The sequence below is a fragment of the Sulfurimonas sp. genome (assembly GCF_023229025.1).
GTDB lineage: Bacteria > Campylobacterota > Campylobacteria > Campylobacterales > Sulfurimonadaceae > Sulfurimonas.
Genome location: NZ_JALOAA010000002.1, coordinates 77929 through 103333 on the forward strand (window position 1 = coordinate 77929; position 25405 = coordinate 103333).

A 25405-nucleotide genomic window follows, 5' to 3' on the forward strand; every position below is an offset into this window, starting at 1 on the left:
TAAAATCAGGTCCAAATAAAAACTATATTTGGCTACAATTCTGCATGGCAAAGAAAAATAGAAAAAACAGTAAAATAAACCAAAAAATTAGAAAATATTTTGACGATGACCCCTTTGATGTGGGGATTTTAAGGGTAAGCACGCAAACACTCAGCGAACTTTTTAACGCACTTGGTATTTACGATATAGATAACAGCAGAGATATACTTATAAAAACTGCAAGAATGATGTGGAGCGAGGCAGAAAACGATTTTCGCTTAGATATACTGAACTTTTTTGCAAATGAGGGTAAAATCTACAAAGCAACAACTCCAAAAGAGCCTAACCTCGATAGAGATGAGAAGATAGAAGCGCTTATTGCAGAGTTAGATGTAACTCATCAAGAGAGAGTTTTGCTCCATGATGCTTTTGCAGATGTAAGAAGTAAAAAAATTACTATTGAGAAGATGGAGTCAAAACTCCGTCATATTAGGTATAGCCTCAAAAAAGAGAGAGTTCAGAAGAGAGTCGGCGGTGTTTTTGACATAGAGGACTCTTTAGAGTTTAACGCTTCTATCCATTATGTTTTATATGCGCAGAGTTTTCATAAAATACTTACCCTAAACACAAAAAATTATGATTATGACTATTTTAGAGATAGCGATGAGAAGCAACTTATAGAAGAGATTTTAGAAGAAAAAGAGCGTGTTGTTACAAAGAAGCAAAAGGAGGTAGAGGCTTTTATAAAAAACCTAAAAAATCCCCATCCCTACATGACACAAAAAGAGATAGCAACCTCTCTTCGTGCTTCGCCTCCAAAAACAAAGCTCTCTTACCCGCTTATAAAAGAGAGCGTTCTTCTGGGTATTATTAAAAAAGTGCTTGGAGATGTAGAGATAGAGCTTCATGATGAAGAGCTTCTAATCCGCCTGCAGCAGAGCTGCAAGCTTCCACAAACAGATAAGTCCCAGAGCTATATTTTAGAGCTGCATGTAGAGCTAAATTCACTGTTAGAAGATATATGGAAGGCAAATGAGCTTGATTTTAACGATGCACTAAATGAGTCTAGAGAGGAGCTTGAGAAACAATTTTTAAATGATTTAAAAGATATTGTAGAGGAGTGCGGTTCTTATGCGACCCTTCTTCGTCTAAGTGATGATGCGCTTTATGCCAAAGTTTATGACGTGTTGCTTGAGATAGTGCCTATTTCACTAAATATCTCGCCAAAAATAGCGCGAAAATGTGTTAGACGATTTGTTCACTCCATCCATGAAGAGATAGCAAAAAAACAGAGATATGAGCTTTTGGCAAGAACCATAAGAGAGTTTAAAAACCTCTTTCCACTCGCACGCGACATGAGAAGAAAACTAACACTTCACATAGGACCTACAAATAGCGGAAAGACCTATCAGGCTATGCAAAAACTTAAAAATGCCGACACCGGCTACTATCTTGCACCGCTTAGGCTTTTGGCACTAGAGGGGTATGAGGATTTAAAAGAGAGCGGGATTGAGGCATCTTTGATAACCGGTGAGGAGCAGATTATTGATGAGGATGCAACACACATAAGTTCAACTATTGAGATGTTGAATTTTGATGTGGATGTGGATGTCTGCGTTATAGATGAGGTGCAGATGATAGACGATCGTGACCGTGGCTGGGCATGGGCAAATGCAATCATCGGCGCACCTGCAAAAGAGATTATCATGACAGGTTCGCCAAATGCAAAAGAGGCGGTTATAGCACTTGCAGAGTATCTAGGAGAGGAGCTTGAGATTATCGAGTTTAAGAGAAAAAACCCGCTCACACTCCTGAGTGAACCAACCCCCGAGAAGAGTGTAGAGCCAAATACGGCAATTATCGCTTTTAGCCGAAAAGATGTATTAAAGCTTAAACATATTTTTTCCAAATATTTTAATGTAAGTGTTGTTTACGGTAATCTATCTCCGGAGGTAAGACGTGAGGAAGCAAGAAGATTTCGCACGGGAGAGACACAGATACTTGTGGCAACAGATGCCATAGCCATGGGGCTTAATATGCCTATAAAAACTATTCTCTTCTCAAAAGCAGAGAAGTTTGACGGCGTAAGCGACAGAAGCCTGCTTCCAAGCGAGATTCATCAGATTTCAGGTCGTGCCGGAAGATACGGTATGCATGAAAACGGTTATGTAGGAGCTTTAAGCGGCGATGTTTTAAATGCCATAAAGAAGAATTTTAATAAAGAGGCAAAAGCGATAACTATCCCGTTTAAAGTTATGGCAAATCTTGACCATATAAAGCTTGTAGGAACTATTCTAGAGGAGAATTCACTTCATGAGATACTTAAGTTTTTTGTAAAAAACATGGAGTTTGACGGTCCATTTATAGCTACAAACTTAGATGATATGTTAGAAGTTTCAATTTTGGTGGATAGCTATGATTTGGATATTGCTACAAAGTACCATCTTGCATGTGCGCCGCTAACTCTAAAGTCGCCCTATATTATTGCGGCTTATGAGAGCTACTTAGGAGCGCTTGAGAAAAAGATGCCAATTCCCTACATTGCTCCGCCGTTAAGCGGAAGTTATGCGCAGACGACGGATGAGCTTCTGCGCGCTGAGGATATGGTAAAGGAGATTTCGCTATATCTCTGGCTAAGTTACAGATTTAGCGACTACTTTGTAGATGTAGGGAGAGCCAGAGCGGCAAGAGGAGTTCTAAACAAGTTCATAGAGAACTCGCTTCAGCAGAGCCAACTTGCCACAAAGTGCAGGATGTGCAACGCACCGCTACCGCCAAACTCCCCTTATGGCATCTGCCAGTCATGCTTCAAGAAAAACTACGCAGGACGCGGGATAAGCAGCAGAGGGTACAGAAAGAGATAATCAGATATGAGAGTAAAGCATAAATTAAAGTAAAATACCGCTATTTTGCATGTTGCGCTAATCAAAAGGAAAAAAATGGTTTCAAAAAAGTATCTTCATCAGGTTCAGGCACTTTTGCTCTCTGGTTTTATGAGCTTTATCATGTCGGGGGCGATTACATTTATTAACTTAGGATTTGTGGATAATTTTTTCTCTATTTGGATGCACGCTGGGATAATCGCTTACATGATAGCTTTTCCTACTATACTGCTTGTTTTTCCGATTGCACGCAAGCTTGCGATGATGATAGCGTCAAGATAAAATATGTCAAAACAAGAGTATGCAGTGTGTAGTCGTGATTACTCAAAAGCAACTTTAAAACAAAAGATAGTAGTATGCTAAATCATACTTATCTATAATAGAGGTAATCAGTGTTAAAGAGATACTATTTTCAGTTTTTTTTGCTCTCTCTTGCTTTTGTTGTGTTTTTCAATGATGACTACAAGATTATTATAGCAGGAATTGCCATATTTATAGTAGGTATGGTCTTTATGGAGGAGGGTTTTAAGCTCTTTAGCGGCGGCATGCTAGAGAAGACTCTGCAAGCAAGCACGGATACTCTGCCAAAGGCTATGGGCACCGGATTTGTTGCAACTGCCATTATGCAGAGTTCATCTTTAGTCTCCATAATAATAATCTCTTTTTTAAGTGCGGAGCTTATAACTCTAAGCGGTGCTATTGGCGTAATACTCGGCTCAAACATTGGTTCAACCACAACTGCTTGGATAGTCTCCTCTTTTGGCGTAAAGATAGATATAGCGGCCTATGCCATGCCTATGATAATTTTTGGCGCGGCACTCAAGTACTCAAAGAGCAAGAGTTATCAAGGAATCGGAAAGATAGTGCTTGGACTCGGATTTGTGTTTCTTGGTATTGCTTACATGAAGGATGGTTTTGAGGTTTTACAAAAAACTATTGACATGTCAAAATATGCGCTTGAAGGCTATTTGGGTATTTTAGTCTATGTACTACTTGGGATGATTGCTACGGTTATTATGCAGTCAAGCGCGGCATCAATAACGTTAATCATTACTGCACTTGCCACAAACCAGATTATATATATTAACGCACTAGAGCTTGTCATTGGGGCAAATGTCGGCACAACTATTACAGCTGTACTTGCAGCTTTATCATCGAATTCAAATGGGAAAAGGGTCGCTCTTGCACACTTCATTATAAAAGTTGCAACAGCCTTTGTAGCGATACTTTTTTTGTACCAATTAAGCGATTTTACAACCTATTTAGCTTTAAAAATAGGTATAGATAGCGATGATTATGCTATGCAGTTGGCACTATTTCATACCATTTTTAATGTTATCGGGGTTTTGCTTGTTTCTCCCTTTACGGGCAGACTTGTCAAATATTTAGAGACTCTTTTTATAGAGGTAAATATTTATGCGCTAAAGCCGCTCTATCTTGATAATGTCGTCATCAATGTACCGGATGCCGCGATAGAGTCGATAAAAAAAGAGATAATCCATCTATATGATAGCTCCGTTGAGGCAATATCACACTCCATGTTCTTGCATCGTCATGAGTTTATAAAGAGTGCAGATATAAAAAGCGTAGTGAAAAACTCAAAGATGAATATGAAAAGTGATGTAAATGAGTTTTATACAAATAAGATTAAGTCACTCTACGGGGATATTATTCACTACGCGACACTCTCTCAAGAGGAGATGAGTGAAGAGGATCAAAATAGGATCTATGATTTAAAACTTGCTTCTAGAGAGATTATAGAGGCGGTAAAAAATATGAGAGATTTGCAAAAAAATATCTACTACTACTCCAAATCAAGAAATAGTTACATAAAGGAGGAGTACGACAATCTAAGAGTTTACATCGCAAAGACGATAGATACTATAGAGAGATTAAAAGAGCATGATGATGAGCTAGATGTCATCTCAACAATAGAGCTTCTAAAAGAGAGTACAAAAGCATTAGATAGCATAAAAAACAGCAGAATAGATACGCTTATACGAGAAAACAAGATTGATTCAAAAATGGCAACTTCACTTATTAACGATAGCTCATTTGCATATGGAGTAACACAAAATTTGATACAAGCCGCTACAATATTGTGGATAGAAGATATGGATATCAGAACATTAGGAGTTCAAGATGAAGATAAACAAGGTATTTAAGGGAATAGAGAAACTTTTTTTTAGCAACATTGATGACAAGCAAAAAAAAGAGGAGTTAAAAGAGAAGCTAAACAAAAAGATAAAGCAGACAAAAAAAGAGATAACAAATGCTCAAGATAGTGAAGAAATTTATGATTTAAGAGCAAAACTCTATATCTTAAAAAAACTTCTTGAGAGAGTTTAACTTGTTTGCAAATCCTCTTTTGGCTCTGAGAAGCAGTAACCTTGGGAGTAGTCTATACCAAGCTCTTTTACTATTTTAAAAATCTCTTCATTCTCAACAAACTCCGCAATTGTTTTCATTCCAAGCTTTTTTGAAAACTCTACAATTGTCGAGACAACTAAATATGCGTTCTCATCTTTGTCTATATTTTTTATAATAGAGCCGTCTATTTTTAGATAATCTGCTTTTAGTTTTATGAGGTACTCAAAATTGCTATACCCTGTTCCAAAGTCATCAATCGCAACCTTACAGTTATATTTTTTTACCTCGCGTATAAACTCTAAAACTTTTGTAAAATTATCCATATACTCAGACTCTACTATTTCAAAGACAACCCTTGAGCCTATATCGTACTCTCTTAACATATCTAGGATGTAGTTTGCAATTCTAGGCTCCATAATGTCTAAGATTGATAGATTTATAGAGAAGTCAACATCTTTTTCCTTAAACAGCTCAAAGGCTTGATAAAGTACTGTTTTTGTAATATCAAAGTACTGTCTAGTCTGTTTAGCGACATCTAAAAAGAAAAACGGGGATACAATTTTATCTCCGTCTTTCATTCTTACTAAACACTCATATTTTTCATAAGAGAGATCGCTATTGTTCACAATCGGTTGGTAGTATGTTGTTAAATTATCTTGTTTTATAGCTTCTGAGAGCTTTTTTGTCCAGATAATATTGTTTTCATATTGACGGTTTAGAGAGATCTCCTCACTATAGATTAAGAAATCAACATTGCTTTTTTTAGCAACATTTAACGCCATGTTTGCAGTTGAGAGCAGATGCTCTTTATCTTCAAAAGATATACCGCAACTACAAGAGATTAGCATCTCTTCGCCTTTGATTATAAACTTCTCTTTTATTGCGGCAAGTATTTTTTTAACTTTTTTTATTAATAACTCTCTTGAGTAGTTAATGGCTATTGCTATAAATTCATCGCCTTGAAGTCTGTAAAATCTAAAGTTTTCATCTTGTAAAAATAGATCATATATCTTGTTTGCTGTTGACTTGATTATCAAATCTCCAAACTGGTGTCCATAAAAATCGTTTATCTGCCTAAAATTATCTATGTTAAAAACTGCTACGGATATATTTTCTAGCTCCTGCATGTCGTAGTTGAGTCTAAATCTGTTTCCGCATCCTGTAAGCGGATCTGTTTTAGCAAGCCTCTCAAACTCTTTTCTCTGCTCTATAATCTCTGTTATGTCAAATTTTATTATCAGGTACTCTACTATTTCATCATATAAATCTTTGATAGGAACTATTGTAGTTTTTGCCCAAAAATCTTTTCCTGATTTTGTTCTGCTCTGCACAACACCTTGCCAAATAGCACCGCTTGATACTGTTTTCCAAATATTCTCATAGCCCTCATCATTATAATCTGCACAGCCTGTTATCGTGTGACTTTTGCCGACTAATTCATCTATGGTATATCCGCTTATCTCTAAAAATTTGTCATTTGCGTATGTGATGTTTCCATCTTTGTCAACTCTTGAGAGAATGGTGCTTGAGTCCATTGCTCTTTCATACTCCTTAGAGAGATGAATAGAGCAGTCAAAGTTTTTTGTAGAGATTTTTAGCTGATTTTGGAAATAGTTTGTTATCTCTTTTTGTTGCGTTATGTCTGTTCTCATGCCGATGTACTCAACGACATTTCCCTCGCTATCTAGAATAGGGTTTATGATTGCCTTGAGCCATTGGGATGAACCGTCTTTGGAGAGATTTTTTATCTCACCGCTCCATGACTTTTTGAGATCTTTGATTGTATGCCATAAATCTGCAAACACCTCTTTTGCCATATCCGGATGTCTTACTATATTGTGAGGCTGTCCAATTAGCTCCTCTTTTGAGTAGCCGCTAAGTTTACAAAACTCATCATTTACATATGTAATCACTCCATCGGCATCAGTTTTTGAGACAATAAATCCACCATCTACCGTTAATTTGTACTGCTCTAAAATAACCTGTGAATCATCATACTCTTTTGCCAAGCTCTTAGCAGAGAAGAGAATTTTTTTAACCATGAGCACTACTAAAAAAGTTACAAAAATAGCGGAGATTATTAAAAATGAGATTAGCGTTGCGAGTTTATATGAGACAGAGTCAAGCTTCTCCTTTATCAAGTTTTTTACTTTTAAAAAGAGTCTATCTTCTACTTTTTTTAACAGATTTATTGATTGTGAGGATTGATTAAACCAGTAAGATGGTTCAATCCCGAGATTACTCTCATATCTTTTCTCAAGAGCAGTCTCTATCATTTTAAACGTTTTATCAACCTCCTGACCTTTAAAAGTCTCATCGTAGAAGCCCAGTAAATCCTTGGGCGCAGTAGTCTTGAAATTTTTGGTGTCGAGATAGTATACTCTTAGAGCCTCTTTAAAAGATGTAAAAGGGTCATCTAGATACTCCTCGCTTGTAAAGAGCTCTACTAAAATCGCCCTTGTCTGCCCGAGAGCCTCCTTGGCGGATGATAGGTAGCTGTAAGCTTGAATATAATTTCTGTTTTCTCTATCATCCATCAATGAAGCCGTAGTTTTTATCAAATCGTTAAAAAAGGCTATCTTTTTTGTGTAATAAGCTCTGGCATCTACTGTTGATATGTTTGAAAAGTCTAGACCGCTTCTTAATAAGAGCTTATCTAAGAAAAGCAGTGTGTTGTTGTTGTTTTCGCACTCTTTACATAAAGATATTACTGCTTTTGCCTCTTTGATGGCGCTGTTTAAATTATCTCTTGCCACTAAGAGTTCCTCGCTCTTTTTATCAAACTTTTTGCTTGCAAGTAAGCCGGAGACAATCCCTCTCTCTATTTGCATATAGTGGGCAACATTAGAGATGGCTTCTGCTTCAAGTATATGATGTTTTGTAAAATCGAGATTTTTTTTATCATTATATATTTCAAGCAGAACTAAAGATGAGAGCAGGATTACAAAAAATAGTGGAACTATTATCAAAAAAAGGAGTCTAGTTTTTAAATCTAACTTCATTTTGTTAAAATCCTTATTAAAATATCTTAGAGTGCTATATATTATAAAAAATTAATTGTATTATTATAGCATTTTAGCGCAATATTTATATTGTGAACATAATATACTCAATTGTCTCTAAAAGCTTCTTGTTATTAATATTATTTGCGTAAGCGTATCCAAGGGCCGCGCCCGCTCCAACACCCTCTTTTGCTTCGCCTTCGTCATACTTTTTTAAAATAGGTATAGAGGCTTGCTCAAATGAAAAAGTCGTATATACAGCATGAGGTTTGTCGCTTAAAAATGAGAGTATATGAGCAATATCAGAGTTTTTATCATTTTTTACCCAAGCGGTAGTTGCGAGCGTAATGTTCTCATGTTTTACTCGCATAAGCACATCTTCTCTTAACTTCTCTGCCACAAGCAGACAAGCCGCCATCTGCGTTCCACCTGCAAGAACTATATGAAATCTTCGTGAAGCCTCAAGCAAAAAACCTGCACAAAATATAAGCATATTATCGCTAACAAGGGAGAGTTTTTCAAAGTTGCTCATATCCTCATTTATAAGAGAGAGGGCTTTGTCTATGGTTTGACTCTTTATACTATTAGGCGCATTTAAAAAACTAGAAGAGAAGCTATCACGACACTCATATCCAAGTGCTAAAGCAGTTGCGGCAGCCGTTGTTGTTCCGCTAGGAACACACTCTGCAAGGATAAGGTAGTTTCCCTTAAGCTCATAATTTTTTCCTGCTCTCATTCCTTTTTCAAAGATGCTTTTTGCATCTATATTTGCTCCTGATACAATAGAGTCAGATATTGGGATATCAAAGTTGCTAACGATACAATTTTGAGGAAGCACCTTTAATCCCAAATCCAAAATCTCAACACTACTAAATGGAATCAAGTTGTGTATGGCTCTAGTTATAATAGCAGGAGTCGGCACGCCTGTAGGAGTCTCTGCAAGTTCATCCAAGGAGAAAACTTTTTGGTTGATGATAAACTCAGCATCAAGAGTAGGCGTAAGCCAAATCTTACCTGGGATTCCGGCTTGAGTTATCCCCTGGATTTCACAGGTTTTTGTAACGGAGGCTGCGAGTAAAAAATCTGCTTTTCCGCTTGGAATAGAATCTATCTCATCTGTAAATATGTTAAATGTTTGCACTTAGCTGACCTCTTTATTGTTTATTATCTCTTGTTTTAAAAACTCTTTCATAACAATTTCAGTCATGTCGCTTTGAAAGGCAAACTCATAACGGATATCCATAACATATGCCTTTAGCCTCATCTCTAAAAAAGATTTTTGTTCATTCATCTTATTTGCAAAAAGCACAACAATGGGTTTGTTTAAGTAGATATATTTTGAGACTTGAGCAGCTTCGATAGCAATCTTGCGAACTTTTTGAGTATCTACATCTACAGGAAGTACTATTTTTGCAACAACTTGGCAGTAAAGTTCTCCCGTATTTGAGTTTGAGACAGATGTGTTCATAAGCTCCATATTTGGAATTATAACTATTGAATCATCAGGCGTTACAATGCGTGTTGTTCTAAGACCGATTGTAACTACTTCGCCGTAATCTTCGCCTACCTCTATCTTATCTCCGACTTTAAAAGGACGATCAAACAAAAGCATAATCCCACCAAATATATTTTTGAGCAGATCTTGAGTAGCAAATCCAACGGCAATAGCTACAGAAGCAAGAGCAGTCATTAACATCTCTATAGGCGGATTATAGATTACCTTTATGGCTATAGCTATAAAAGCACTCCAAAGCACTATCCTCAATATAGGGATAAGACCTTTTATCGTTATTCGCAGTTTAGAGCTTTTTTCGGCAAAAAATTCAATAATCTTTGTAGAGGCTGTTATGAAAAAGTAACTAACTATGAAAAAGAGTATTGTCCAAAAAATTTTAGAGACAGAGATGATTTCAGCAAAGTTGATAGTAGCTGTATCAGCATCAACATCTATAGCGTAACAGAGTTGAGTGAAGAAAAGTAAAGATATAAGTGCTGCAAATCTCATATTAAGGCTCCATTTAGTGAATAAAATTTTTTGACGAGAGATAATCGTGTACCGGCTTGTATATTGCAGGGTTTATGTTGTACTTCTTGTGAGGTTGGATAAGTAAGCCTCTCTCTAGCATAGAGATAAGTATCTTACGGCACTCTGCTTTTGATTCATGCATGACTACGGCAAAGTCGCCTATTGTAAGTCCGTCATGTAAAATCAGTGCTTGAAGAGCAAAAAGAGCCTCTGCTGAGAGGTTTTTGATAAAAGAGTAGTCAAAGTCGTCTATCTCTTTAATTGTTAAGTTTTTTTCATCGGTTGCGCTCATGGAGCGAATCCAATATAGTTGAGCAAGAGAGATATTTCCGTTTGAGTGTTTATGTAGAAGTTTAAAAAATCTCTCCTGTAAATAGAGCTGTTTTTCATCATCATCTAAATTTTGAAAACTCTTACTCTCTTTTGTCTCTTCGTTGGGTGTAAACTCTATTTTGGTGGATTCATCATCAATTCGCTTAAGTATGATATCTTTGATGGTTTCGTAGCCTAACTGCTCCATGACTATTTCATTAGTAAAGTAGTTTGAAATGGCTATAGTTTTATCAAGATAGTTCCAAGTCTGTGGCGTAAAAACTCCTATCCAAAGTACTTTTTTAGTTGTATGTGAGATAAGTTCAAATAGCATCTCCATGCTCTCAAAGCCACCTACTTTTTTTAAAAACATATGATGAAGATTTTCTATAATAATAATTTTATCCTCTTGAGCAGCGTTTAAAAACTCTATGAGCTCCTTGTTGCTCTGTATGCCTTTGGTCTCTAGCAGAGAGTTGAAAAAAGAGAAGTACTTCTCATCGGTATAGATTTTTTCACTCAAATCTGCTCTGATTGTATCTATCTTTGGTATTTTTTTTAAAAATGAGTTGAGAGTTGAAGTTACTCCACACCCTTTCTCGCCGATTATAGCACATGTAACAAAGCGATTTTTTCTCCAGTTATCAAATGATGTTTCAAGTTTTTGTATCTCGGCATCTCTGTTTAGAAAAAAGAGATTTTTTGCAGGTTTTAGTTCATAGAGATTTTTATATTTCTGGGGAAGGTTTTCAAGGGCATAATCAACCTCTTGCATAAACTCCGAAATCTTAAAAGAGATTGGTGTCTTTTCGTCGACAACGCCGACTATCTTTTTTAGACCGCCAATTTTCTCTTTTATGAAGGATAGAAAATTTTTATATTTTGACTCTATAGAGTTATCATCACTCATGCATTTAGCCTTTTTTCTTAATCTTGGTTTATTTTATCATATTTCAAGCAGTGTTAGCGAGCCGTTAGGTACTTTTATGCCAAATGCCTTTTGGATAGTGATATTATTTACAATAGATAGTAAAGTGCGGATAACTCCGGCATGTGTTACGACTAAAATATGCTCTTTTTTAAGCGTGGGTAAAAACTCTAAAAAAAACACCCTTAACCTCTTTATATACTCACCGTAAGGCTCGCCGTCAAGTGCCTCTATCCACTGTAAGAAAGATATATACTCTATCTCGCCTTGTGCGATAATCTCGTCAAAATTAAGCCCTTCATGCCTGCCCCATGATTTTTCTCTTAGTTTATAAGTATATATCGCTTCTTTTGCATGTAAAGAGTATTTTAGAGTCTCTTTAGCACGTCTTAAGTCGGAGCAAAAAACAGCGTCAAACTTTAGTAAGTCAAGCTCTTTTGCAAGCTCTTTTGCTTGGAGTATGCCATTTTTAGAGATTCCTATCTCGTTATGTCCGTTGTAGCAGCCTTGATATCTCTCCTCAACTTCGCTGTGGCGAACAAGTGTTAATTTCATCTGCTTAAGCCAAAAAGTAGGAGATTTAGCAAAACAAGCTCGGTTACTTCTATGCTAAAACCGTAAATATCTCCCGTAAAACCGCCATATCTCTTGATAAAAAAGCTTTTTATAACAAATAAAACTAACAGCGCACTAACAAAAAGAGGCAGTTTGTTATAAAATAGAACTATTAAAAGTGAGTAAAAAAGGGCGATTAACATCTGCGGTTTTGTAAGCTCCTCTTTTGCCAAAGTTCCCATTCCGCTTGGACTGATGTAGGGGTAGAAGTAGATTGCCAATACAGCGTTTAGTCTTGAGAGCATGAGAATAAGCGGCAGAAGATAAAAGAGTTCAAAATGAGCCAACGAGGAGGCTTTTAAAATCAAAAAAGAGCCGCTGATTATCATCCCCATTCCGCCTACATGAGCATCTTTCATAACTTCTAGGGCTCTAGTCTTTGTTACATAAAGAGCATCAACCGTGTCGCTAAAGCCATCAAGATGCAAAGCACCCGTTAGTAAAATCCAAACTCCAAAGATGATAATGCCGACATGAGTTGGTGCGGCAAAGGGCTCTAAAAGTAGATAAATTCCCCATAAAATTAGACCAAGCAAAAAACCGACAAGCGGATAAAACATTACGCTATAGCCGTTTATGCCTTTATAAAAATCATGAACTTTGAAAAAAGGAAGAGTCGTTAACATTGAGACGGCAAGAGCAAAACCTTTGAGTAAGTTTTTCATTTTATCCTCGTTGATATGCCGGCAATCGTGTGATAGACTTCATTGCACTTACTCGCTATTAGTTGAGATAGTTTACCGCTCATATCTACAAATTCTCGTGCGAGAGCGTTGTCCGGAATGATACCGCTTCCAACATCGTTTAGAACAAAAACTACTGTTTTATCAAGTGCTAAGATTGCTTCTAGCTCTCTTCTCATCTCTTCAAATTCAAAGCCGTGGTAGAGCATGTTGTTTATCCATATACTAACACACTCAACCAAAACAGGGCTATCACAATGTGTTATTGTGCTATAAAGTTTTAGAGGCTCTTCTATAGTTTCAAACTTATCGCCTCTGCTTGATTTATGCTTATTTATGCGATTTTGCATCTCATCATCTATGAACTCTGTTGTTGCAAGATATATTGGTTTTAAGAGAGAGCTCTTTAGTATATAAGTTTCTGCGTTATATGATTTTCCGCTTTTAATGCCGCCGATAAAGAGTGTTTTTTTTGTTTTCATCTTGAAATTTTATCTTAATGAAATGAAAAAGTGAGGTTTTGTAGATAGATTTGTGCTGTAAAATTAAAAAAAGCCTCATCACTACTATGGATGAGGCTTAAACTCGACTCTTAATAAAGATCTTGAGTTGGGTGATTAGTCTTAATGCCTTCAGTGTTGTTACCGTTGTTTGTATCATAAGTTACAATATTGTCAGCTTGAAGAGCACCTAGTGTTAATCCGATTAGTAAAATCAATGTTTTCATTGTGTATCCTTTGTTAAGAGAGCATTACCCTCTAATATTTTTAAATCAGACAAATTATATCCGATTTAGCTTTTAAGCCTCTTATGCTTTTTTGAGTAGCTTTGGTTTTTAAGGTTAGATTTAAGTTATGCAATCTCTATTGTAGGATGATATGTTTACGATAAAGCCTAAAAAAAGGGTTATTTAATAAAATATTTAAGAAAAGGAGTGTACTATCTTTGCAACAAAATATGATAGAGGTTGTGAGATGTTCTTCGGTAAAAATGATAATAGAGCAGAGCTAGATGCTAAAGACAAAGAGATAGAGGCTCTGAAAAAAGAGCTCGAAGAAGCAAAAAGAAAAGTAAGTGAGCTTGAACAAGCGACGAACAGCGTTGATGACAATCAGACAATAAATGAACTTATTAAATCGTTAACCGGAAGTTTAACTGAGGCGTGCATTACAGATATGGGTCATCTTCAAAATAGTTTAACCCAAAATTTAAAAGCGTTAGAGGATATAGACAAAAGAAGCCATATGAATTCAGAAGATGCAAAGATATCACTTGCAGATGCAAATACCCTCATGAATACTATGAACATGCTGCTTGAACATATTACAAGCACATACGATCAAGTCAATATATTAAATACAAACGTAGAGAATATCTCAGATATTATTAACCTTATCAAAGACATAAGTGATCAGACAAATCTTTTAGCCCTAAATGCGGCAATTGAAGCAGCACGTGCGGGAGAGCACGGTAGAGGCTTTGCCGTAGTCGCGGATGAGGTTAGAAAACTTGCAGAAAGAACGCAAAAAGCTACAAGCGAGGTTGAAATAACAGTTCAGAGTCTCAAGCAAAATACTCAAGAGGTACACGCTCACTCGCAATCAATGGAAGAGTTATCGACAAACTCAAATAAACAGATAGAGTCTCTGCAAAATAAAATGGAGCTTTTACGTAAGAGCTCGGCAGTTATTGTGGATGAGAATCAGGATGTAACTAATGCAATATTTATGGTTTTAGTCAAATTAGACCATCTTCTGTTTAAGGCAAATGGATATAGGGTTGTCTTTAAAGGAGAGCTTAATTCAGAGTTTGTTTCGCACAAAGAGTGTCGTTTAGGAAAGTGGTATGATAGTGGAATCGGTCAAGAAAAATTTGGTAAAACTTCAAGCTACGCTTCTCTTGAGTTGCCTCATTCAGAAGTTCATGACAATATCAAAAAAGCAGTTGATTGTGTTGCAAGAGGTGAGTGTTCACAAGAGGCAAAAAATGTAATGACCTATTTTGGTGATGCAGAAAAAGCAAGCAATAAGGTTGTAGAGATTTTAGATGCTATGCTAGAAGAAGAGAGAAGCATCAGACATTAATTATGACTCAACTTTACACTCTCAACTTCAATAACACCATACTTTTACGCAGTTTTTTGACTTTCTAGAGAGTTTAAAAACTATGTTAATAAAACTTAATAATTTTAACATAGCTTTTTTCTATGTTAAACTAAATGCCTTTTTGTAACATAGCGAATAGTTGAGAATTAACAAAATATTTACTGTTTTTTATTTGGATACTTTTTATTATTTCAAGCTGTTGCAATTCTTTTAAATATTTTGATGCTGTTTGCCTAGTAATACCCAATTTATCAACCAAAAAATCAATTTTTGTATAAGGGTGCATAAACAAAATTTCAATCAAATCTTTACTATAAATTTTAGGTAGTTTCTCTTTTACCTCTTTATTTTTGATGATATATCTACTTAAGTAAAGAATAGGAATATCTAGTAAATCTTTTAAGATGAGGTACAAGATATTTATAATCCGTCCCGTTCTTCCGTTGCCATCATAAAAAGGATGAATACTCTCAAACTGATAATGAATAATTGCCATATTTACAAGCGGGTCGTTGTCGTTTGGCTCGTTAATAAATTTTTCAAGATTGTCTAAAAGGGCTTGAATAGTCTCATTATCTTGCGGTGGAGTAAAGACTACTGCTCCAGTCTGTGCATTTTTAAGATTTGCACCTCTTTAGCTTGATTGGTTATATTTGACATGTCAATACTCGCACGGTAAAGCTCATCATGAGTAGTGATGATATTTTCAATCTCACTACTGTCTTTAGCCTCTTGCAAAACCAGAGAGTTTATCAAAATAGCTTGGTTGGGAATAATCTTGGCAACACCATTTAGTTTTGCTAAAGCTCTATTTGCAGAGATGGTTTTTTTGAGTACTTTTGTTGTTTCTATGGTTTGGTTTAGTGGTAAGATTTTTGGGATGAACTCTGTCATTTTAGTTTTATCTCCGCTGATTAGCATAGCTAAAATTGTACCTAAATTTATTTGATTAATTTTTCATAGTTTTAAGTTTCAAACACTTAGTTAAGCTTCATCTGGTGTGCACTCTCTCATAATCTTTCTCCAGTCGGTATCAAACCTCTTTTTTACAAAAGCTTTGTGATGAGGTACCGTGCATTTCGAGCAGTCCTGATGGATTGCTCCGCCGCTTGCAAGTTTTGAGCCGTTGTTTATGTCACATTTGCTGAGTATTTTGATTTTGTTGTACTCACCCAATCCTTCATCGTTGAATCTAAAATGCGGACATCCGCAGAGGTAGCAGTTTAGTTTTTCGATGTCATGACACTTTACCGGCTCTTTATATAGAGGACAAAAATCATTCTCCTCTTTTACCATGTTCTCAAAATCAAAATACTCTATTATTTCATCTTCGCCATAACCGCGTGCCAACAGCTTATCTACAATCTTTTTATGTTTATCTGCATGTTCATTAAACCATTCTGTATAACTCATAAAATCATACTCCTTTTTTTAAGTTCAAGTCTGTCGTACATATCTAGCATATTATGATAATCGGCATGAAGCGTTGTATCTATTAAAAACTCTTCTCCGTTTAAAATGTTTAGCGCTCTTTGCACCATAATTTGCGAAAAAATAGTAAAAAGTCCCTCTTTGTGCTCCTCAAAATCAAGCTCTGCTTCTTGCATGTGAATAAGTTCGGCAATAATGTGCCCCAGTTTGTTGCCCGAGTACTCTAAAATCTCTCTTGCTTCTTCACTATCGTCCAAAAGCAGATGGATTTGTGCTTTAAACTCTGCCATTGTAAAGTTGTTTTGAAATATAACACCTATATATTTCTCCATGCTAAGCGAATCATCAAGGGAGCAGATAGCATCTAAAATATCTTCTGGGTCATATTCTCTAAAGTTTAAAACCATATCCCGAATGGTTTTTGCGCTGTTTTTGTTGTTGTAGAGTAGATCTTGCATCGGGTAAACTTCAGAAATACTCGGAATAAGAATCTGACATGAGTAAAAACCCAGATAGTTGTAGTGGCGGGTATAAATCTCCTTGCCCATTTTATTTGCAATATTTATCAAAAAATCAAACTCATCATCTATGCTATTTGAGTTATATCTCCACGGAGAAAACTCAAAGCTCTTTTTTGCGCTTAAAAATCCAAATCCTAGTTTTCCGTTTGAGTCCACAAAGTGCGATTCAAGGTTAAAGCCATCGGCAACTATGCTCATGTCAAATGTTGGAACTTCAAATGCATCAAGTTCATCTATGTTTCGCCCTTGCATAAGCTCCGTCATGGTACGCTCTAGACTCACTTCCAAAATAGGGTGTGCGCCAAAAGATACAAAAAGTGTTGAGTTTTTAGGGTTTATGAGTGAGATGGCAGTTACCGGAAACTCCCCGCCAAGCGAGGCATCAAGCACTTCGACAATATAACCTTCACCTCGAAGAGCCTCTAAGTCGCTGCTAACTCTCTTAAAAGAGCTTATAATCTCATCAGGAAATTTTGGCAGAGCATAGCCGTTTTTTATAATCTCCAGTTTAACGTAGCGCTCGTAAATTTCACTAAGTGCCTGAATTTGAGCCTCTTTTGGTGTATTACCGGTTGCTAGACCATTACTTACATAGAGGTTGCTTAGGACGTTTAGCGGAAAAAATACCTCTGTTTTATCACTCTGTTTTACAAATGGCAGAGTAAGTATCTTGTCAAAAAGGTCACTGTTGTAGTCAACAAAATCCTCATCGCTTAGCTCCCCATCAACGTCATAGATACTCAAAAGCTCTTCATTTAGATACGCTCCGCCAAACTCAAAGAGCTTCTCATCAGGATAATATTTACGCTCTGGAAGATAAAAGTCTATAAAAAAGTTGTTTGTCTGAAGCCTCTCTATATATTCGCCCAAAGCACTCGCCGTTGAAGCTTCCGCAAGGACTCCTTTGCCGTTTGAGTAGATATGCCTTGGTGCTTCTGCGGAGCTTAGATTTACTGAGTAGCAGTTTTGCAGAGGGTGTTTTTGTTGTGAAAAGTATACTTGGCATCCGACATCCGCGAGAACTTTTTGCATTTTTGAGATCGACTCCTCTAGCGGAGCCGTTTTTGATAAGATATTCACTGTTTTTTCCTAATAATTAGATATATAAAAAACGGTCCGCCTATAAGTGCGGTCACTATTCCGATGGGCAGTTCACTCTGAGTAGATAGTGCTCTTGTTATTGTGTCACAAAAAACCAAAAAAAGTCCCCCAAAAAGAGCTGTTTTTATAATTCGTCTGTTTATTGTCGAAGGATGAAGTTTTGCGACTATATGTGGGGTAATAAGCCCTACAAAGCCGATAGGTCCGCTGATACTTACAAGTATGCCGATAGCAAAAGAGGAGAGAAGAAGAAGTAAGTGAGTCACTTTTTTAGTATCGACTCCTTTTAGTTTTGCACTCTCATCCGAAATACCTAAGAGCTGAAGTTCAAAGCGGTACATGTAGAGGAGACTAAGTAAAAGAGCAGCTATAAAACCTACTATAATAGGGCTTTGCCATCCTATTGTGGAGAGGGAGCCCATGGTAAAGCGGATAAGCATATCGTTTTGCATAGCACTTCCTAGATAAAAGATTATCATAAGTGCAGCAGTATAAAAGAGTGAGAGTGCAATTCCAAGCAGCAGAAGCGACTCATGATGAGCATTTTTAAGAAACTTTGAGAGATAAAGAAGCAAAAATACACTAAATAGTGCTCCAAAAAAGCCAAAGAGATGAATAGCTGTTATACCAAAAAAGAGACTCCCTAATCCCAACTTTATGGCAACGCCTGCCCCTAAAACAGCGCCGCTTGAAACTCCAAGCGTGTAGGGTGTCATAAGTGCGTTGCGAAAGAGAGTTTGAAAAAGAAGCCCGCAGAGAGAGAGGATTACACCTGCAAAAAAGGCGAACAAAACACGCGGCACTCTGAGCTCAAAAAATATACTAGAATCAAGGGTAGAGAGGTCTGAAATTTTGTTTATATCAAGCTCTGCGGAGCCGATAAACGGCGAGAGTATAAAAACAGAGCCAAGAAAAAACCATACCAAATATCTACTCATACTTTACCGCCAGCGAGTGAAATTCAACTCCCCAAAGCTCTTTTAAAACCTCATCATCAAAAAAATCTCTTCCGTAGGGATACGCTTTTTTCTCTTTTATAAAAGCAATCGGGCTATCAACATAACATGCAAGGTGCAAATCATGCGTAATAAGGATAACTTGATGAGTCTCTTTGAGCTTTTTTATATACGAAGCAATAATTTTTGAGTTGTATGGGTCAAGATTTGCAGTCGGCTCATCAAAGATAATGATTTTGCTCTCTTGAGCAAGTGCGGCTGCAATGAGAGAGAGCTGCCCTTCGCCGGAGCTCAAAGAGACAAGAGTATGCTCTTTTAGATGTGTGAGATTTAAAAGATCTATCTTCTGTAGGGCTATCTCTTTATCTTTAAGAGAGTAGTCAAGGAAGCTTTTTTTATGCGCAAATCTTCCTAGAAGAACGAACTCCTCGAGTGTTATAAATGAGTCGTAAACATCTAGTTTAGTAGGAATATAAGAGATGCTTTTTGCCATTTGCTGCATTGTCAACTCTTTAATATCTACTTTATCTATTAGTATCTCCCCATCATACTTTAACAAACCGCATATAGAGCGAGCAAGGGTGCTTTTGCCGGAGCCGTTTGCACCGAGAATAGTTAAGTGCTCATCTATCTTTATGTTAATATTTTCTAAAACAGCATCATTAAAGTAGCCGCATGAGAGGGATTTTAACTCAATCATCTGCTCATCTCAAGGCAGAGCCGCTCTATAGTCAGAGCCACTCTGTGTGAGGGGATATTTATATAACTCTCCTCTACAATCGTTATGCGGGCATTTTTGCTTGCGTTAGTTGGAAGCAGGTGCCATGCAAGGAGTGCTTTTTCTTTATCAACAAGGCTGTTTGAGGCTTCTGAGTGGAGTATTATTATCTGATCAGGATTAAGTGCAATAACATTTTCATAACCTAAAACAGGTTGGTTAGTTTGGTTAGCACTGTATGCGTTAGTGTTGCCGCAAAGCGTGATTATGTCGTCAAAAAGGATATTTTTACCAGCTATATAGATACCGCTTCTTAAATCTTCATGTAACCCGTAAACTATCATGACTTTATGCGGAGTTTTACTTCTTTTGGCATTTTTTATCGCCTTATCTATCTGTTGAATCAACTCTTTTGAGGCTACATTTAATTCGCTAGAGAGTTCTGTTATTGCTCTTTTTATATCATCAATACTCTGAAGTTTGAGCATCAATGTTTTAATCTTAAATCTTTTTAGTTTCTCTAAGGTTGCATGATTAAAATCTTGTCCAATTACTAAAGTAGGAGAGAGTGCTATGATTTTTTCTAAGTTTGGGCTTGAGTAATTACCTATGATGGGCAAAGTTTGAGCCTCTTTTGGATAGAGTGAATACTCACTTGTAGCTACCAAATCATCGCCTCTATCAAGCGCATAAACTATCTCCGTAACAGAGGGGCTAAGGGAGACGATTCTCTCATTAGCACCCAAAGAGAGTATAAAAAAGAGTGTAATAAAAATAGTTTTTATACTCACGTCATATCCTTAGAGTTTTAGTTTAAATCCGGCTACCGCAGTGGTTGTAAAATTTATAGGGTAGATAGCATCGTCTTCTATCCATAAGCCGTTTTTCCGGTTAAAGAGATTGTTTATTTTAGCAAAAAGTTCTAAATTATCTTTTGTGTAGCTTATTGATATGTCCGTACTCTCGTAAGCTTCTTGCTTTTGAGCAAAGTTATTATTAAAGTCACTCGCCGCATATGCCTCTGAGCGGTAAACTTGAGTAACAGCAAGAGTAATATTTTTGCTTGGAAGATAGTTTATGGTTGCTTTTATATTGTGGTCTGAGACACCCGGTAAATCATTGCCTGAAAAATCTTCGCCACTGTCAATCTCTTCATCTATCTTTGCTTGAATATAGTTATAGTTAAGCACTACATTAAACTTATCTGTCATTAGCCATTTGTCATAAATATCGAGACCATATTTATGTGATTTGTCTATATTTGTATTTTTAGAGTTTATATAAGTAGGGTCACTATAGTAGTAGATTTCATCTTCTAAATCAACATAAAAAATTGAAATTTTTAATTTGTTATTGGGTCTGATATAGTTGAATCCAAGCGTAAAACTATCTGTTTTCATCGGATTTATAAAGCCGTTAAATGCCCCTCCGTAATCGAAAAATCTATCAATATCCGGAGCCTGATATGCATGAGCGTAGTTTATAAAAATAGATTTCTCTTTATCAAAAGTATAGTTATAGCCAAGTTCTGCGCCATAAAGCGAATGTTCATCTTTAAGTGATTTAGTAGAGTCTTTATAATCATAAGAGATTGTTTCATATCTGTAACCCGCTTTTATAGAGTGGTTGTCAAACTCTAGATTACTCATAAAAAAAGCTGCAAGATTCTCCTTGCCTGTCTCATTTGCGTAAGCTGTTCGTTCTCCATCAAAAGCGTCAATACCGGCAACAATCATCATATTTTCACTCTCATACTCAAAAGTAGTTCTTGCAGAGTTGTAAACATAGTCTGAGATCGATGAGTAGGTTATATAGTTAGATTTTTTCTCCTCACGGCTGATATCGATATTTAAAGATAATTGGTTATCAAAATAGTAGCTTAATCCCCCATTTACTGCATCTGTATCAAACTCTTGCTCTGTTGCACTCCCGCTAGCTCCCACTTGCGACGGGTCATCATTATACTCATCAAGTGTTAAATAACCACCGTAGATGACAGCAGTTCTTGCAAACGATACGCCTGCTCTTAGCTCTAAGGCATCAATAGGAATATATGCTATGTTAAGCGTACCTGTTGTTAGAGAACTCTCATCTTTATCCCCTTGGCTGTTTATATTTCGAGTTCCGTCACTCTTTTGAGCTTCCCCGCTTGCCGAGATAGAGAGCTTGTCATCGTTATGTCCAAGATAAAAGGAGCCATCAGCCACGCCATCTGTTCCGCCGTATATAGTTATCTCTTTTGAGCTGCTTCGTTTAGTTGTTATGTTGATGACACCGGCATTTGCCCCATCTCCGCCAACTACGATTCCGCTGGATTTTATAATCTCTAAACGCTCTATAGAAGCGGGAGAAATCGAACTTAAAAGAGGTTCAACCATATCAATATTGTTTATTTTTCTGCCGTTTAGAGTTACTACAATATTTTGATAGCCATCACCGATACCATAGCCTCTTAGGTCTAGCTTTTGGGAGAACGGATTCCCTGATGACATCGTAATAACTGAAGTCTGCTGATTTAAAAATTCATAAATATTTTGTACATGAGCATTTTGTATATCCTCTGCCGTGTAAACTTCAACGGCATCAGTCGATCTCAACTCATCTGTTTTTATTGCCGTTGAGGTAATGATTAGAGGTTCTAGCTCAATAGTTTGAGCAACTAATATGCTTGAGAGAAGCAGTGATAATCCTATTTTTTTTTGCATAGTTTGTATTCCTTTAATTATGTCATCCTGAACTTGATTCAGAATCTAGTGTAATATGTGATTAAAATCTGAAGCAAGTTCAGAGTGACTATGCAGAAGGAGGCGAGTTGTTTGTTATTTTAAGTGGTTTGCCATCAAGTGTGCAGACAGATACACTCGCAGCTGAGATTTTTTGTAGGGATATATAGGCTTGAATGGCAGCCAAAGAGAAGTATCTTTTACCAAACCCTTTAGGAATCATCTATGTAAGCCTTTTTAATTTTTCGCAATTATAACTAAAAAGTTAGATAAAATTGTAGTTATGAAACTATCACATTTAAAGCAAATTACCGCTTATTTACAAAATTTTAAAAAAATTTCTGCTATCTACCGCGTAAGCGATACCATTGTAAAGGTCGCTTTTGACAGGGATGATGAACTTTACTTTGAGATGCAACGCTCAAACTCTAAAATATTTAAATGCGCTTCTTATGCCCGCTCAAAAGTATATAACGCACCCTTTGACGTGCTTTTGGCAAAACGCTTTAACCGCGCAAATATCCTACATGTAGAGCTTTTTGGAGGCGATAAAATAGTAAGATTTAAAACCTCGGTAGCTTCTGCTTACAAAGAGGAGATTACATACTTGCAGTTTGAGTTTACCGGAAAGTACACGAATGTTATTATCCTTGATGAGAATGAGATAGTACTTGAAGCGCTTCGTCATGTTGATATATTTTCATCTTTTCGTGAAGTTAGAGTCGGACAGAAACTCTTGGATGTTCCGCAAGCTCCTTTTGAGGCAAAAGAGTATCCCCTTGAAGATGTAGAGCAATTTTTATATGATGAGTACGCAAAAGAGATGGATGATAAGCTCTCCTCGCTAAAGAAGCAAAAAATATCACTTTTAAATAAAAAACTAAAAAAACTGCAGAAGCTTTATGAGAGTTTGGATGATGAGAATGAACTTGAAGCTCAAGCAGCAAAACTGAATCACTCTGCTAATCTTCTTTTAGCAAATATGCATAAGATAAAACCATATCAGAGAGTTGTAGAGGTTGAAGATTATGAGGGTAAGAAGGTTAAAATTGAGCTTCATAAGGAGTTTTCATCAGCCTCTATGATGGCAAATTCTCTTTTTACTAGAAGCAAAAAGGCAAAGCAAAGAGCATCTCATTTACATATAGAGAAGGAGTCTCTTCTTTCAAAAATGGAGCATATGAGGCTCTTTATCCATACAGTTGAAGAGGCAAAGGATGTCGCAAAAATTCAGCTTCTTTTTCCAAAAAATATTCAAACTAAGAGAGTAAAAACAAATGACTCTATCGAGATTTTTTGGGTAGAGGGGTATAAAATAAGTCTCGGCAAAAATGAAAAAGGGAATGTGGAGCTACTTCAAAATGCGCGCGCAAAGGATATCTGGTTACATATGAAGGAGAGACCATCAGCGCATGTTATTATCACAACTGATAAACAAAATGTCCCAATGTCTGTAGTAGAGAGCGCTGCAAGACTGTGTGTGGATTTCACAATGCTTGAAAAAGGGCGCTATTTGGTCGATTATACTCCACGAAGAGAAGTTAGTATCCAAAATGATGCTAATGTATTGTATAATAAGTACAAAACAGTTGAGGTTGATACTCGTTAATGTTATCACGGTTAGCAAAGATGTTTTAGAATTACTTCTGCCTTGTAAGAGGCAAGCTTCAGTGCCACAGCGGCTAGCGAAGTAAAAGGTACTTGTTCCTTTTACGGACAAACAGATGAAGGTTTTACTTCATTGTACAAAGTAAAATTAAGGAAGATAAGATGGCGGTAGGTTTAGTCGGAAATGCAATTTATGTAAATCAACAAACAGCGTCTGTAACCGCTTTACAAAACGCTCACAATAATCGTATAGAGTTTCAAAATATGATTGCTCAAGCCGCAGCGCAAGAGAAAGAGAAAGAGGTTCTTGAGGTGCGTCCTGCTGAGGAGACTCATGAGATAGATCCTGACCGTGAGCATGAGAAAAATGGAGCGGATCAAGAGAGCGCAAGAAATGAGAAGCGCGAAAGTTCTACAGAAGAAGAAGAGAAACAGAGCCATTCTTCTAGGCATATACTAGATATTAAAGTGTGATAGGTTATAATAATTTTTATATATTTTCACAGGATTTTTTATGAGTATATTTACTGCTTCTAAAGAGAGAATAACTACAGGTTTGGCTCTTGCTATCGGGGTGTTGATTATAGGAGTTATAGATAACTTTTTTCTTATGTGGCTCTTTCTTGGAGTCATCTATCTTTTAGCTTTTAAGGAGGCGATGAGCCTTTTTGATATTAAAAAGAGGGATTTAATATACTACGCTGCGGGCTTGTGGCTCATTGCAGCATTTTACCCTTATAGTGATGATCTTTTTGTTTTAGCAGGTGTTGTTTATGCAAGCGCAGTTGCTTTTAACAGAGAGCTTGCTTGGAAAAACTTTTTCCCGTTCATCTACCCCACAGCAGGAATGCTTTTTATCTTTAGCATGTATCAAGAGTATGGGGTAATCTCTCTTTTATGGCTTTTAGTAGTAGTTGCCATGACGGATATCGGCGCTTATGCGGTAGGTAAAAGTATCGGTAAAACTCCTTTTAGCCCAACCTCTCCAAATAAAACTATGGAGGGAGTAGTAGGCGGGGTTGTCGTTGCTACAATAGGCGGTATGTTTGTAGGTCTTGGTATAGTTGATTTAGGTATCTCATTTATAATCTCTTTTATGGTTTCAGTGGGCTCAATCTTCGGTGATTTGTTTGAGAGTTCGCTAAAAAGAACGGCAGGCGTAAAAGATAGCGGAAATATTTTACCCGGACACGGCGGAGTACTCGATAGAATAGACGGTTATCTCTTTGGCGCAATTGTTATGCTTGTTCTTCTTCGCGGACTTGTTTAATTGATACTTCTAGGTTCTACAGGTTCTATCGGCGTAAATACTTTAGAGATGGCAAAAAAATTCTCACTTAGTGTTGAGGTTTTAGTCGCTGGAAACAATATTAAACTACTAAACAAGCAGATAAAAGAGCACAACCCAAAAATTGTAGTTATCGCCGATAAAGCAGATGTTTCAA

Annotated in this window: 23 protein-coding genes and 2 pseudogenes; 9 read left to right on the forward strand and 16 right to left on the reverse strand. The window is 36.7% G+C overall.

All coding sequences use genetic code 11. The features are described 5' to 3' along the window. Positions 1–44 precede the first annotated feature (44 nt). The 4 genes from M0Q20_RS01155 to M0Q20_RS01170 all read left to right on the forward strand — a co-directional run bounded on the left by M0Q20_RS01155 (position 45) and on the right by M0Q20_RS01170 (position 5210). A complete protein-coding gene (locus M0Q20_RS01155) occupies positions 45–2843 on the forward strand; it encodes a helicase-related protein (RefSeq protein ID WP_295057899.1) in 2799 nt (932 codons plus the stop codon). Positions 2844–2918: 75 nt separating this feature from the next. Then, positions 2919–3143, forward strand: coding sequence for a DUF2798 domain-containing protein (locus M0Q20_RS01160; RefSeq protein WP_295057901.1), 225 nt, complete (start codon positions 2919–2921; stop codon positions 3141–3143). 110 nt (positions 3144–3253) lie between these two features. Further along, positions 3254–5026 (forward strand): Na/Pi symporter, encoded by a 1773-nt coding sequence (locus M0Q20_RS01165; RefSeq protein ID WP_295057904.1) that lies wholly within the window; start codon positions 3254–3256, stop codon positions 5024–5026. Continuing rightward, positions 5004–5210, forward strand: a complete 207-nt coding sequence (locus tag M0Q20_RS01170) for a hypothetical protein (RefSeq protein WP_295057906.1) — start codon at positions 5004–5006, stop codon at positions 5208–5210. Before M0Q20_RS01165 ends, M0Q20_RS01170 begins: the two co-directional genes overlap by 23 nt. On the opposite strand, the gene M0Q20_RS01175 is transcribed toward M0Q20_RS01170, so the two are convergent. The 8 genes from M0Q20_RS01175 to M0Q20_RS01210 all read right to left on the reverse strand — a co-directional run bounded on the left by M0Q20_RS01175 (position 5207) and on the right by M0Q20_RS01210 (position 13524). Then, the gene (locus tag M0Q20_RS01175) at positions 5207–8233 is read right to left on the reverse strand and encodes an EAL domain-containing protein (protein ID WP_295057910.1); all 3027 of its coding nucleotides are present in this window, start codon (positions 8231–8233) and stop codon (positions 5207–5209) included. The genes M0Q20_RS01170 and M0Q20_RS01175 overlap by 4 nt on opposite strands. Before the next feature lie 85 nt (positions 8234–8318). Next, the gene (locus M0Q20_RS01180) at positions 8319–9374 is read right to left on the reverse strand and encodes a nicotinate-nucleotide--dimethylbenzimidazole phosphoribosyltransferase (protein ID WP_295057913.1); all 1056 of its coding nucleotides are present in this window, start codon (positions 9372–9374) and stop codon (positions 8319–8321) included. Continuing rightward, the gene (locus M0Q20_RS01185) at positions 9375–10238 is read right to left on the reverse strand and encodes a mechanosensitive ion channel domain-containing protein (RefSeq protein ID WP_295057916.1); all 864 of its coding nucleotides are present in this window, start codon (positions 10236–10238) and stop codon (positions 9375–9377) included. 13 nt (positions 10239–10251) lie between these two features. Continuing rightward, positions 10252–11481, reverse strand: a complete 1230-nt coding sequence (locus tag M0Q20_RS01190) for a hypothetical protein (protein ID WP_295057919.1) — start codon at positions 11479–11481, stop codon at positions 10252–10254. A gap of 36 nt (positions 11482–11517) precedes the next feature. After that, on the reverse strand, positions 11518–12054 hold the full coding sequence (locus M0Q20_RS01195; RefSeq protein ID WP_295057922.1) for a histidine phosphatase family protein: 537 nt from the start codon (positions 12052–12054) through the stop codon (positions 11518–11520). Further along, positions 12051–12779: an adenosylcobinamide-GDP ribazoletransferase gene (locus M0Q20_RS01200; RefSeq protein WP_295057925.1), complete on the reverse strand. Its 729-nt coding sequence runs from the start codon at positions 12777–12779 to the stop codon at positions 12051–12053. Before M0Q20_RS01200 ends, M0Q20_RS01195 begins: the two co-directional genes overlap by 4 nt. Next, positions 12776–13279, reverse strand: a complete 504-nt coding sequence (locus M0Q20_RS01205) for a bifunctional adenosylcobinamide kinase/adenosylcobinamide-phosphate guanylyltransferase (protein ID WP_295057928.1) — start codon at positions 13277–13279, stop codon at positions 12776–12778. Before M0Q20_RS01205 ends, M0Q20_RS01200 begins: the two co-directional genes overlap by 4 nt. A gap of 110 nt (positions 13280–13389) precedes the next feature. Further along, the gene (locus M0Q20_RS01210) at positions 13390–13524 is read right to left on the reverse strand and encodes a hypothetical protein (RefSeq protein WP_295057931.1); all 135 of its coding nucleotides are present in this window, start codon (positions 13522–13524) and stop codon (positions 13390–13392) included. A 247-nt stretch (positions 13525–13771) separates the two neighbouring features. Here M0Q20_RS01210 and M0Q20_RS01215 point away from each other — a divergent pair, with 247 nt between their 5' ends. Continuing rightward, positions 13772–14881 (forward strand): methyl-accepting chemotaxis protein, encoded by a 1110-nt coding sequence (locus tag M0Q20_RS01215; protein ID WP_295057933.1) that lies wholly within the window; start codon positions 13772–13774, stop codon positions 14879–14881. 130 nt (positions 14882–15011) lie between these two features. Here M0Q20_RS01215 and M0Q20_RS01220 read toward each other — a convergent pair. From M0Q20_RS01220 to M0Q20_RS01255, 8 genes and pseudogenes are all read right to left on the reverse strand, one after another. Further along, positions 15012–15796 (reverse strand): annotated as a pseudogene (locus M0Q20_RS01220) (Fic/DOC family N-terminal domain-containing protein). A gap of 90 nt (positions 15797–15886) precedes the next feature. After that, positions 15887–16315: a hypothetical protein gene (locus M0Q20_RS01225; RefSeq protein WP_295057935.1), complete on the reverse strand. Its 429-nt coding sequence runs from the start codon at positions 16313–16315 to the stop codon at positions 15887–15889. Then, positions 16312–17934 (reverse strand): YcaO-like family protein, encoded by a 1623-nt coding sequence (locus tag M0Q20_RS01230; RefSeq protein ID WP_295057938.1) that lies wholly within the window; start codon positions 17932–17934, stop codon positions 16312–16314. Before M0Q20_RS01230 ends, M0Q20_RS01225 begins: the two co-directional genes overlap by 4 nt. After that, positions 17931–18893, reverse strand: coding sequence for an iron ABC transporter permease (locus M0Q20_RS01235; protein WP_295057941.1), 963 nt, complete (start codon positions 18891–18893; stop codon positions 17931–17933). Before M0Q20_RS01235 ends, M0Q20_RS01230 begins: the two co-directional genes overlap by 4 nt. Beyond that, positions 18886–19611, reverse strand: coding sequence for an ABC transporter ATP-binding protein (locus M0Q20_RS01240; protein ID WP_295057943.1), 726 nt, complete (start codon positions 19609–19611; stop codon positions 18886–18888). The genes M0Q20_RS01235 and M0Q20_RS01240 overlap by 8 nt, the downstream gene beginning before the upstream one ends. Then, positions 19608–20420, reverse strand: a complete 813-nt coding sequence (locus M0Q20_RS01245) for an ABC transporter substrate-binding protein (protein WP_295057946.1) — start codon at positions 20418–20420, stop codon at positions 19608–19610. Before M0Q20_RS01245 ends, M0Q20_RS01240 begins: the two co-directional genes overlap by 4 nt. Positions 20421–20429: 9 nt before the next feature. After that, positions 20430–22334 (reverse strand): TonB-dependent receptor, encoded by a 1905-nt coding sequence (locus M0Q20_RS01250; RefSeq protein WP_295057949.1) that lies wholly within the window; start codon positions 22332–22334, stop codon positions 20430–20432. 88 nt (positions 22335–22422) lie between these two features. After that, complete coding sequence (locus tag M0Q20_RS01255) at positions 22423–22575, reverse strand: hypothetical protein (RefSeq protein ID WP_295057952.1); 153 nt, start codon at positions 22573–22575, stop codon at positions 22423–22425. Between the two features lie 60 nt (positions 22576–22635). On the opposite strand from M0Q20_RS01255, the gene M0Q20_RS01260 reads away from it, so the two are divergent. The 4 genes and pseudogenes from M0Q20_RS01260 to M0Q20_RS01275 all read left to right on the forward strand — a co-directional run. Then, positions 22636–23961: an NFACT family protein gene (locus M0Q20_RS01260; protein ID WP_295057955.1), complete on the forward strand. Its 1326-nt coding sequence runs from the start codon at positions 22636–22638 to the stop codon at positions 23959–23961. A gap of 161 nt (positions 23962–24122) precedes the next feature. Beyond that, entirely contained in the window at positions 24123–24434 is a 312-nt protein-coding gene (locus M0Q20_RS01265) for a hypothetical protein (protein ID WP_295057958.1), read from the forward strand. Between the two features lie 40 nt (positions 24435–24474). Beyond that, positions 24475–25230 carry a phosphatidate cytidylyltransferase gene (locus tag M0Q20_RS01270; protein WP_295057961.1) on the forward strand — a complete coding sequence of 252 codons (756 nt, stop codon included), beginning with the start codon at positions 24475–24477 and terminating at the stop codon, positions 25228–25230. Continuing rightward, positions 25231–25405, forward strand: a pseudogene (locus M0Q20_RS01275) (1-deoxy-D-xylulose-5-phosphate reductoisomerase); the annotation flags it as partial. It lies immediately after the preceding gene.

Excerpts from the sequence above, each read along its gene's own strand:
- M0Q20_RS01255 (WP_295057952.1), bottom strand. The coding sequence starts at position 22,575 with ATGATTCCTAAAGGGTTTGGTAAAAGATACTTCTCTTTGGCTGCCATT.
- M0Q20_RS01190 (WP_295057919.1), bottom strand. The coding sequence starts at position 11,481 with ATGAGTGATGATAACTCTATAGAGTCAAAATATAAAAATTTTCTATCC.
- M0Q20_RS01200 (WP_295057925.1), bottom strand. The coding sequence starts at position 12,779 with ATGAAAAACTTACTCAAAGGTTTTGCTCTTGCCGTCTCAATGTTAACG.
- M0Q20_RS01215 (WP_295057933.1), top strand. The coding sequence starts at position 13,772 with ATGTTCTTCGGTAAAAATGATAATAGAGCAGAGCTAGATGCTAAAGAC.
- M0Q20_RS01265 (WP_295057958.1), top strand. The coding sequence starts at position 24,123 with ATGGCGGTAGGTTTAGTCGGAAATGCAATTTATGTAAATCAACAAACA.
- M0Q20_RS01235 (WP_295057941.1), bottom strand. The coding sequence starts at position 18,893 with ATGAGTAGATATTTGGTATGGTTTTTTCTTGGCTCTGTTTTTATACTC.
- M0Q20_RS01250 (WP_295057949.1), bottom strand. The coding sequence starts at position 22,334 with ATGCAAAAAAAAATAGGATTATCACTGCTTCTCTCAAGCATATTAGTT.
- M0Q20_RS01185 (WP_295057916.1), bottom strand. The coding sequence starts at position 10,238 with ATGAGATTTGCAGCACTTATATCTTTACTTTTCTTCACTCAACTCTGT.
- M0Q20_RS01205 (WP_295057928.1), bottom strand. The coding sequence starts at position 13,279 with ATGAAAACAAAAAAAACACTCTTTATCGGCGGCATTAAAAGCGGAAAA.
- M0Q20_RS01175 (WP_295057910.1), bottom strand. The coding sequence starts at position 8,233 with ATGAAGTTAGATTTAAAAACTAGACTCCTTTTTTTGATAATAGTTCCA.
- M0Q20_RS01260 (WP_295057955.1), top strand. The coding sequence starts at position 22,636 with ATGAAACTATCACATTTAAAGCAAATTACCGCTTATTTACAAAATTTT.
- M0Q20_RS01210 (WP_295057931.1), bottom strand. The coding sequence starts at position 13,524 with ATGAAAACATTGATTTTACTAATCGGATTAACACTAGGTGCTCTTCAA.
- M0Q20_RS01170 (WP_295057906.1), top strand. The coding sequence starts at position 5,004 with ATGAAGATAAACAAGGTATTTAAGGGAATAGAGAAACTTTTTTTTAGC.
- M0Q20_RS01160 (WP_295057901.1), top strand. The coding sequence starts at position 2,919 with ATGGTTTCAAAAAAGTATCTTCATCAGGTTCAGGCACTTTTGCTCTCT.
- M0Q20_RS01240 (WP_295057943.1), bottom strand. The coding sequence starts at position 19,611 with ATGATTGAGTTAAAATCCCTCTCATGCGGCTACTTTAATGATGCTGTT.
- M0Q20_RS01225 (WP_295057935.1), bottom strand. The coding sequence starts at position 16,315 with ATGAGTTATACAGAATGGTTTAATGAACATGCAGATAAACATAAAAAG.
- M0Q20_RS01155 (WP_295057899.1), top strand. The coding sequence starts at position 45 with ATGGCAAAGAAAAATAGAAAAAACAGTAAAATAAACCAAAAAATTAGA.
- M0Q20_RS01195 (WP_295057922.1), bottom strand. The coding sequence starts at position 12,054 with ATGAAATTAACACTTGTTCGCCACAGCGAAGTTGAGGAGAGATATCAA.
- M0Q20_RS01270 (WP_295057961.1), top strand. The coding sequence starts at position 24,475 with ATGAGTATATTTACTGCTTCTAAAGAGAGAATAACTACAGGTTTGGCT.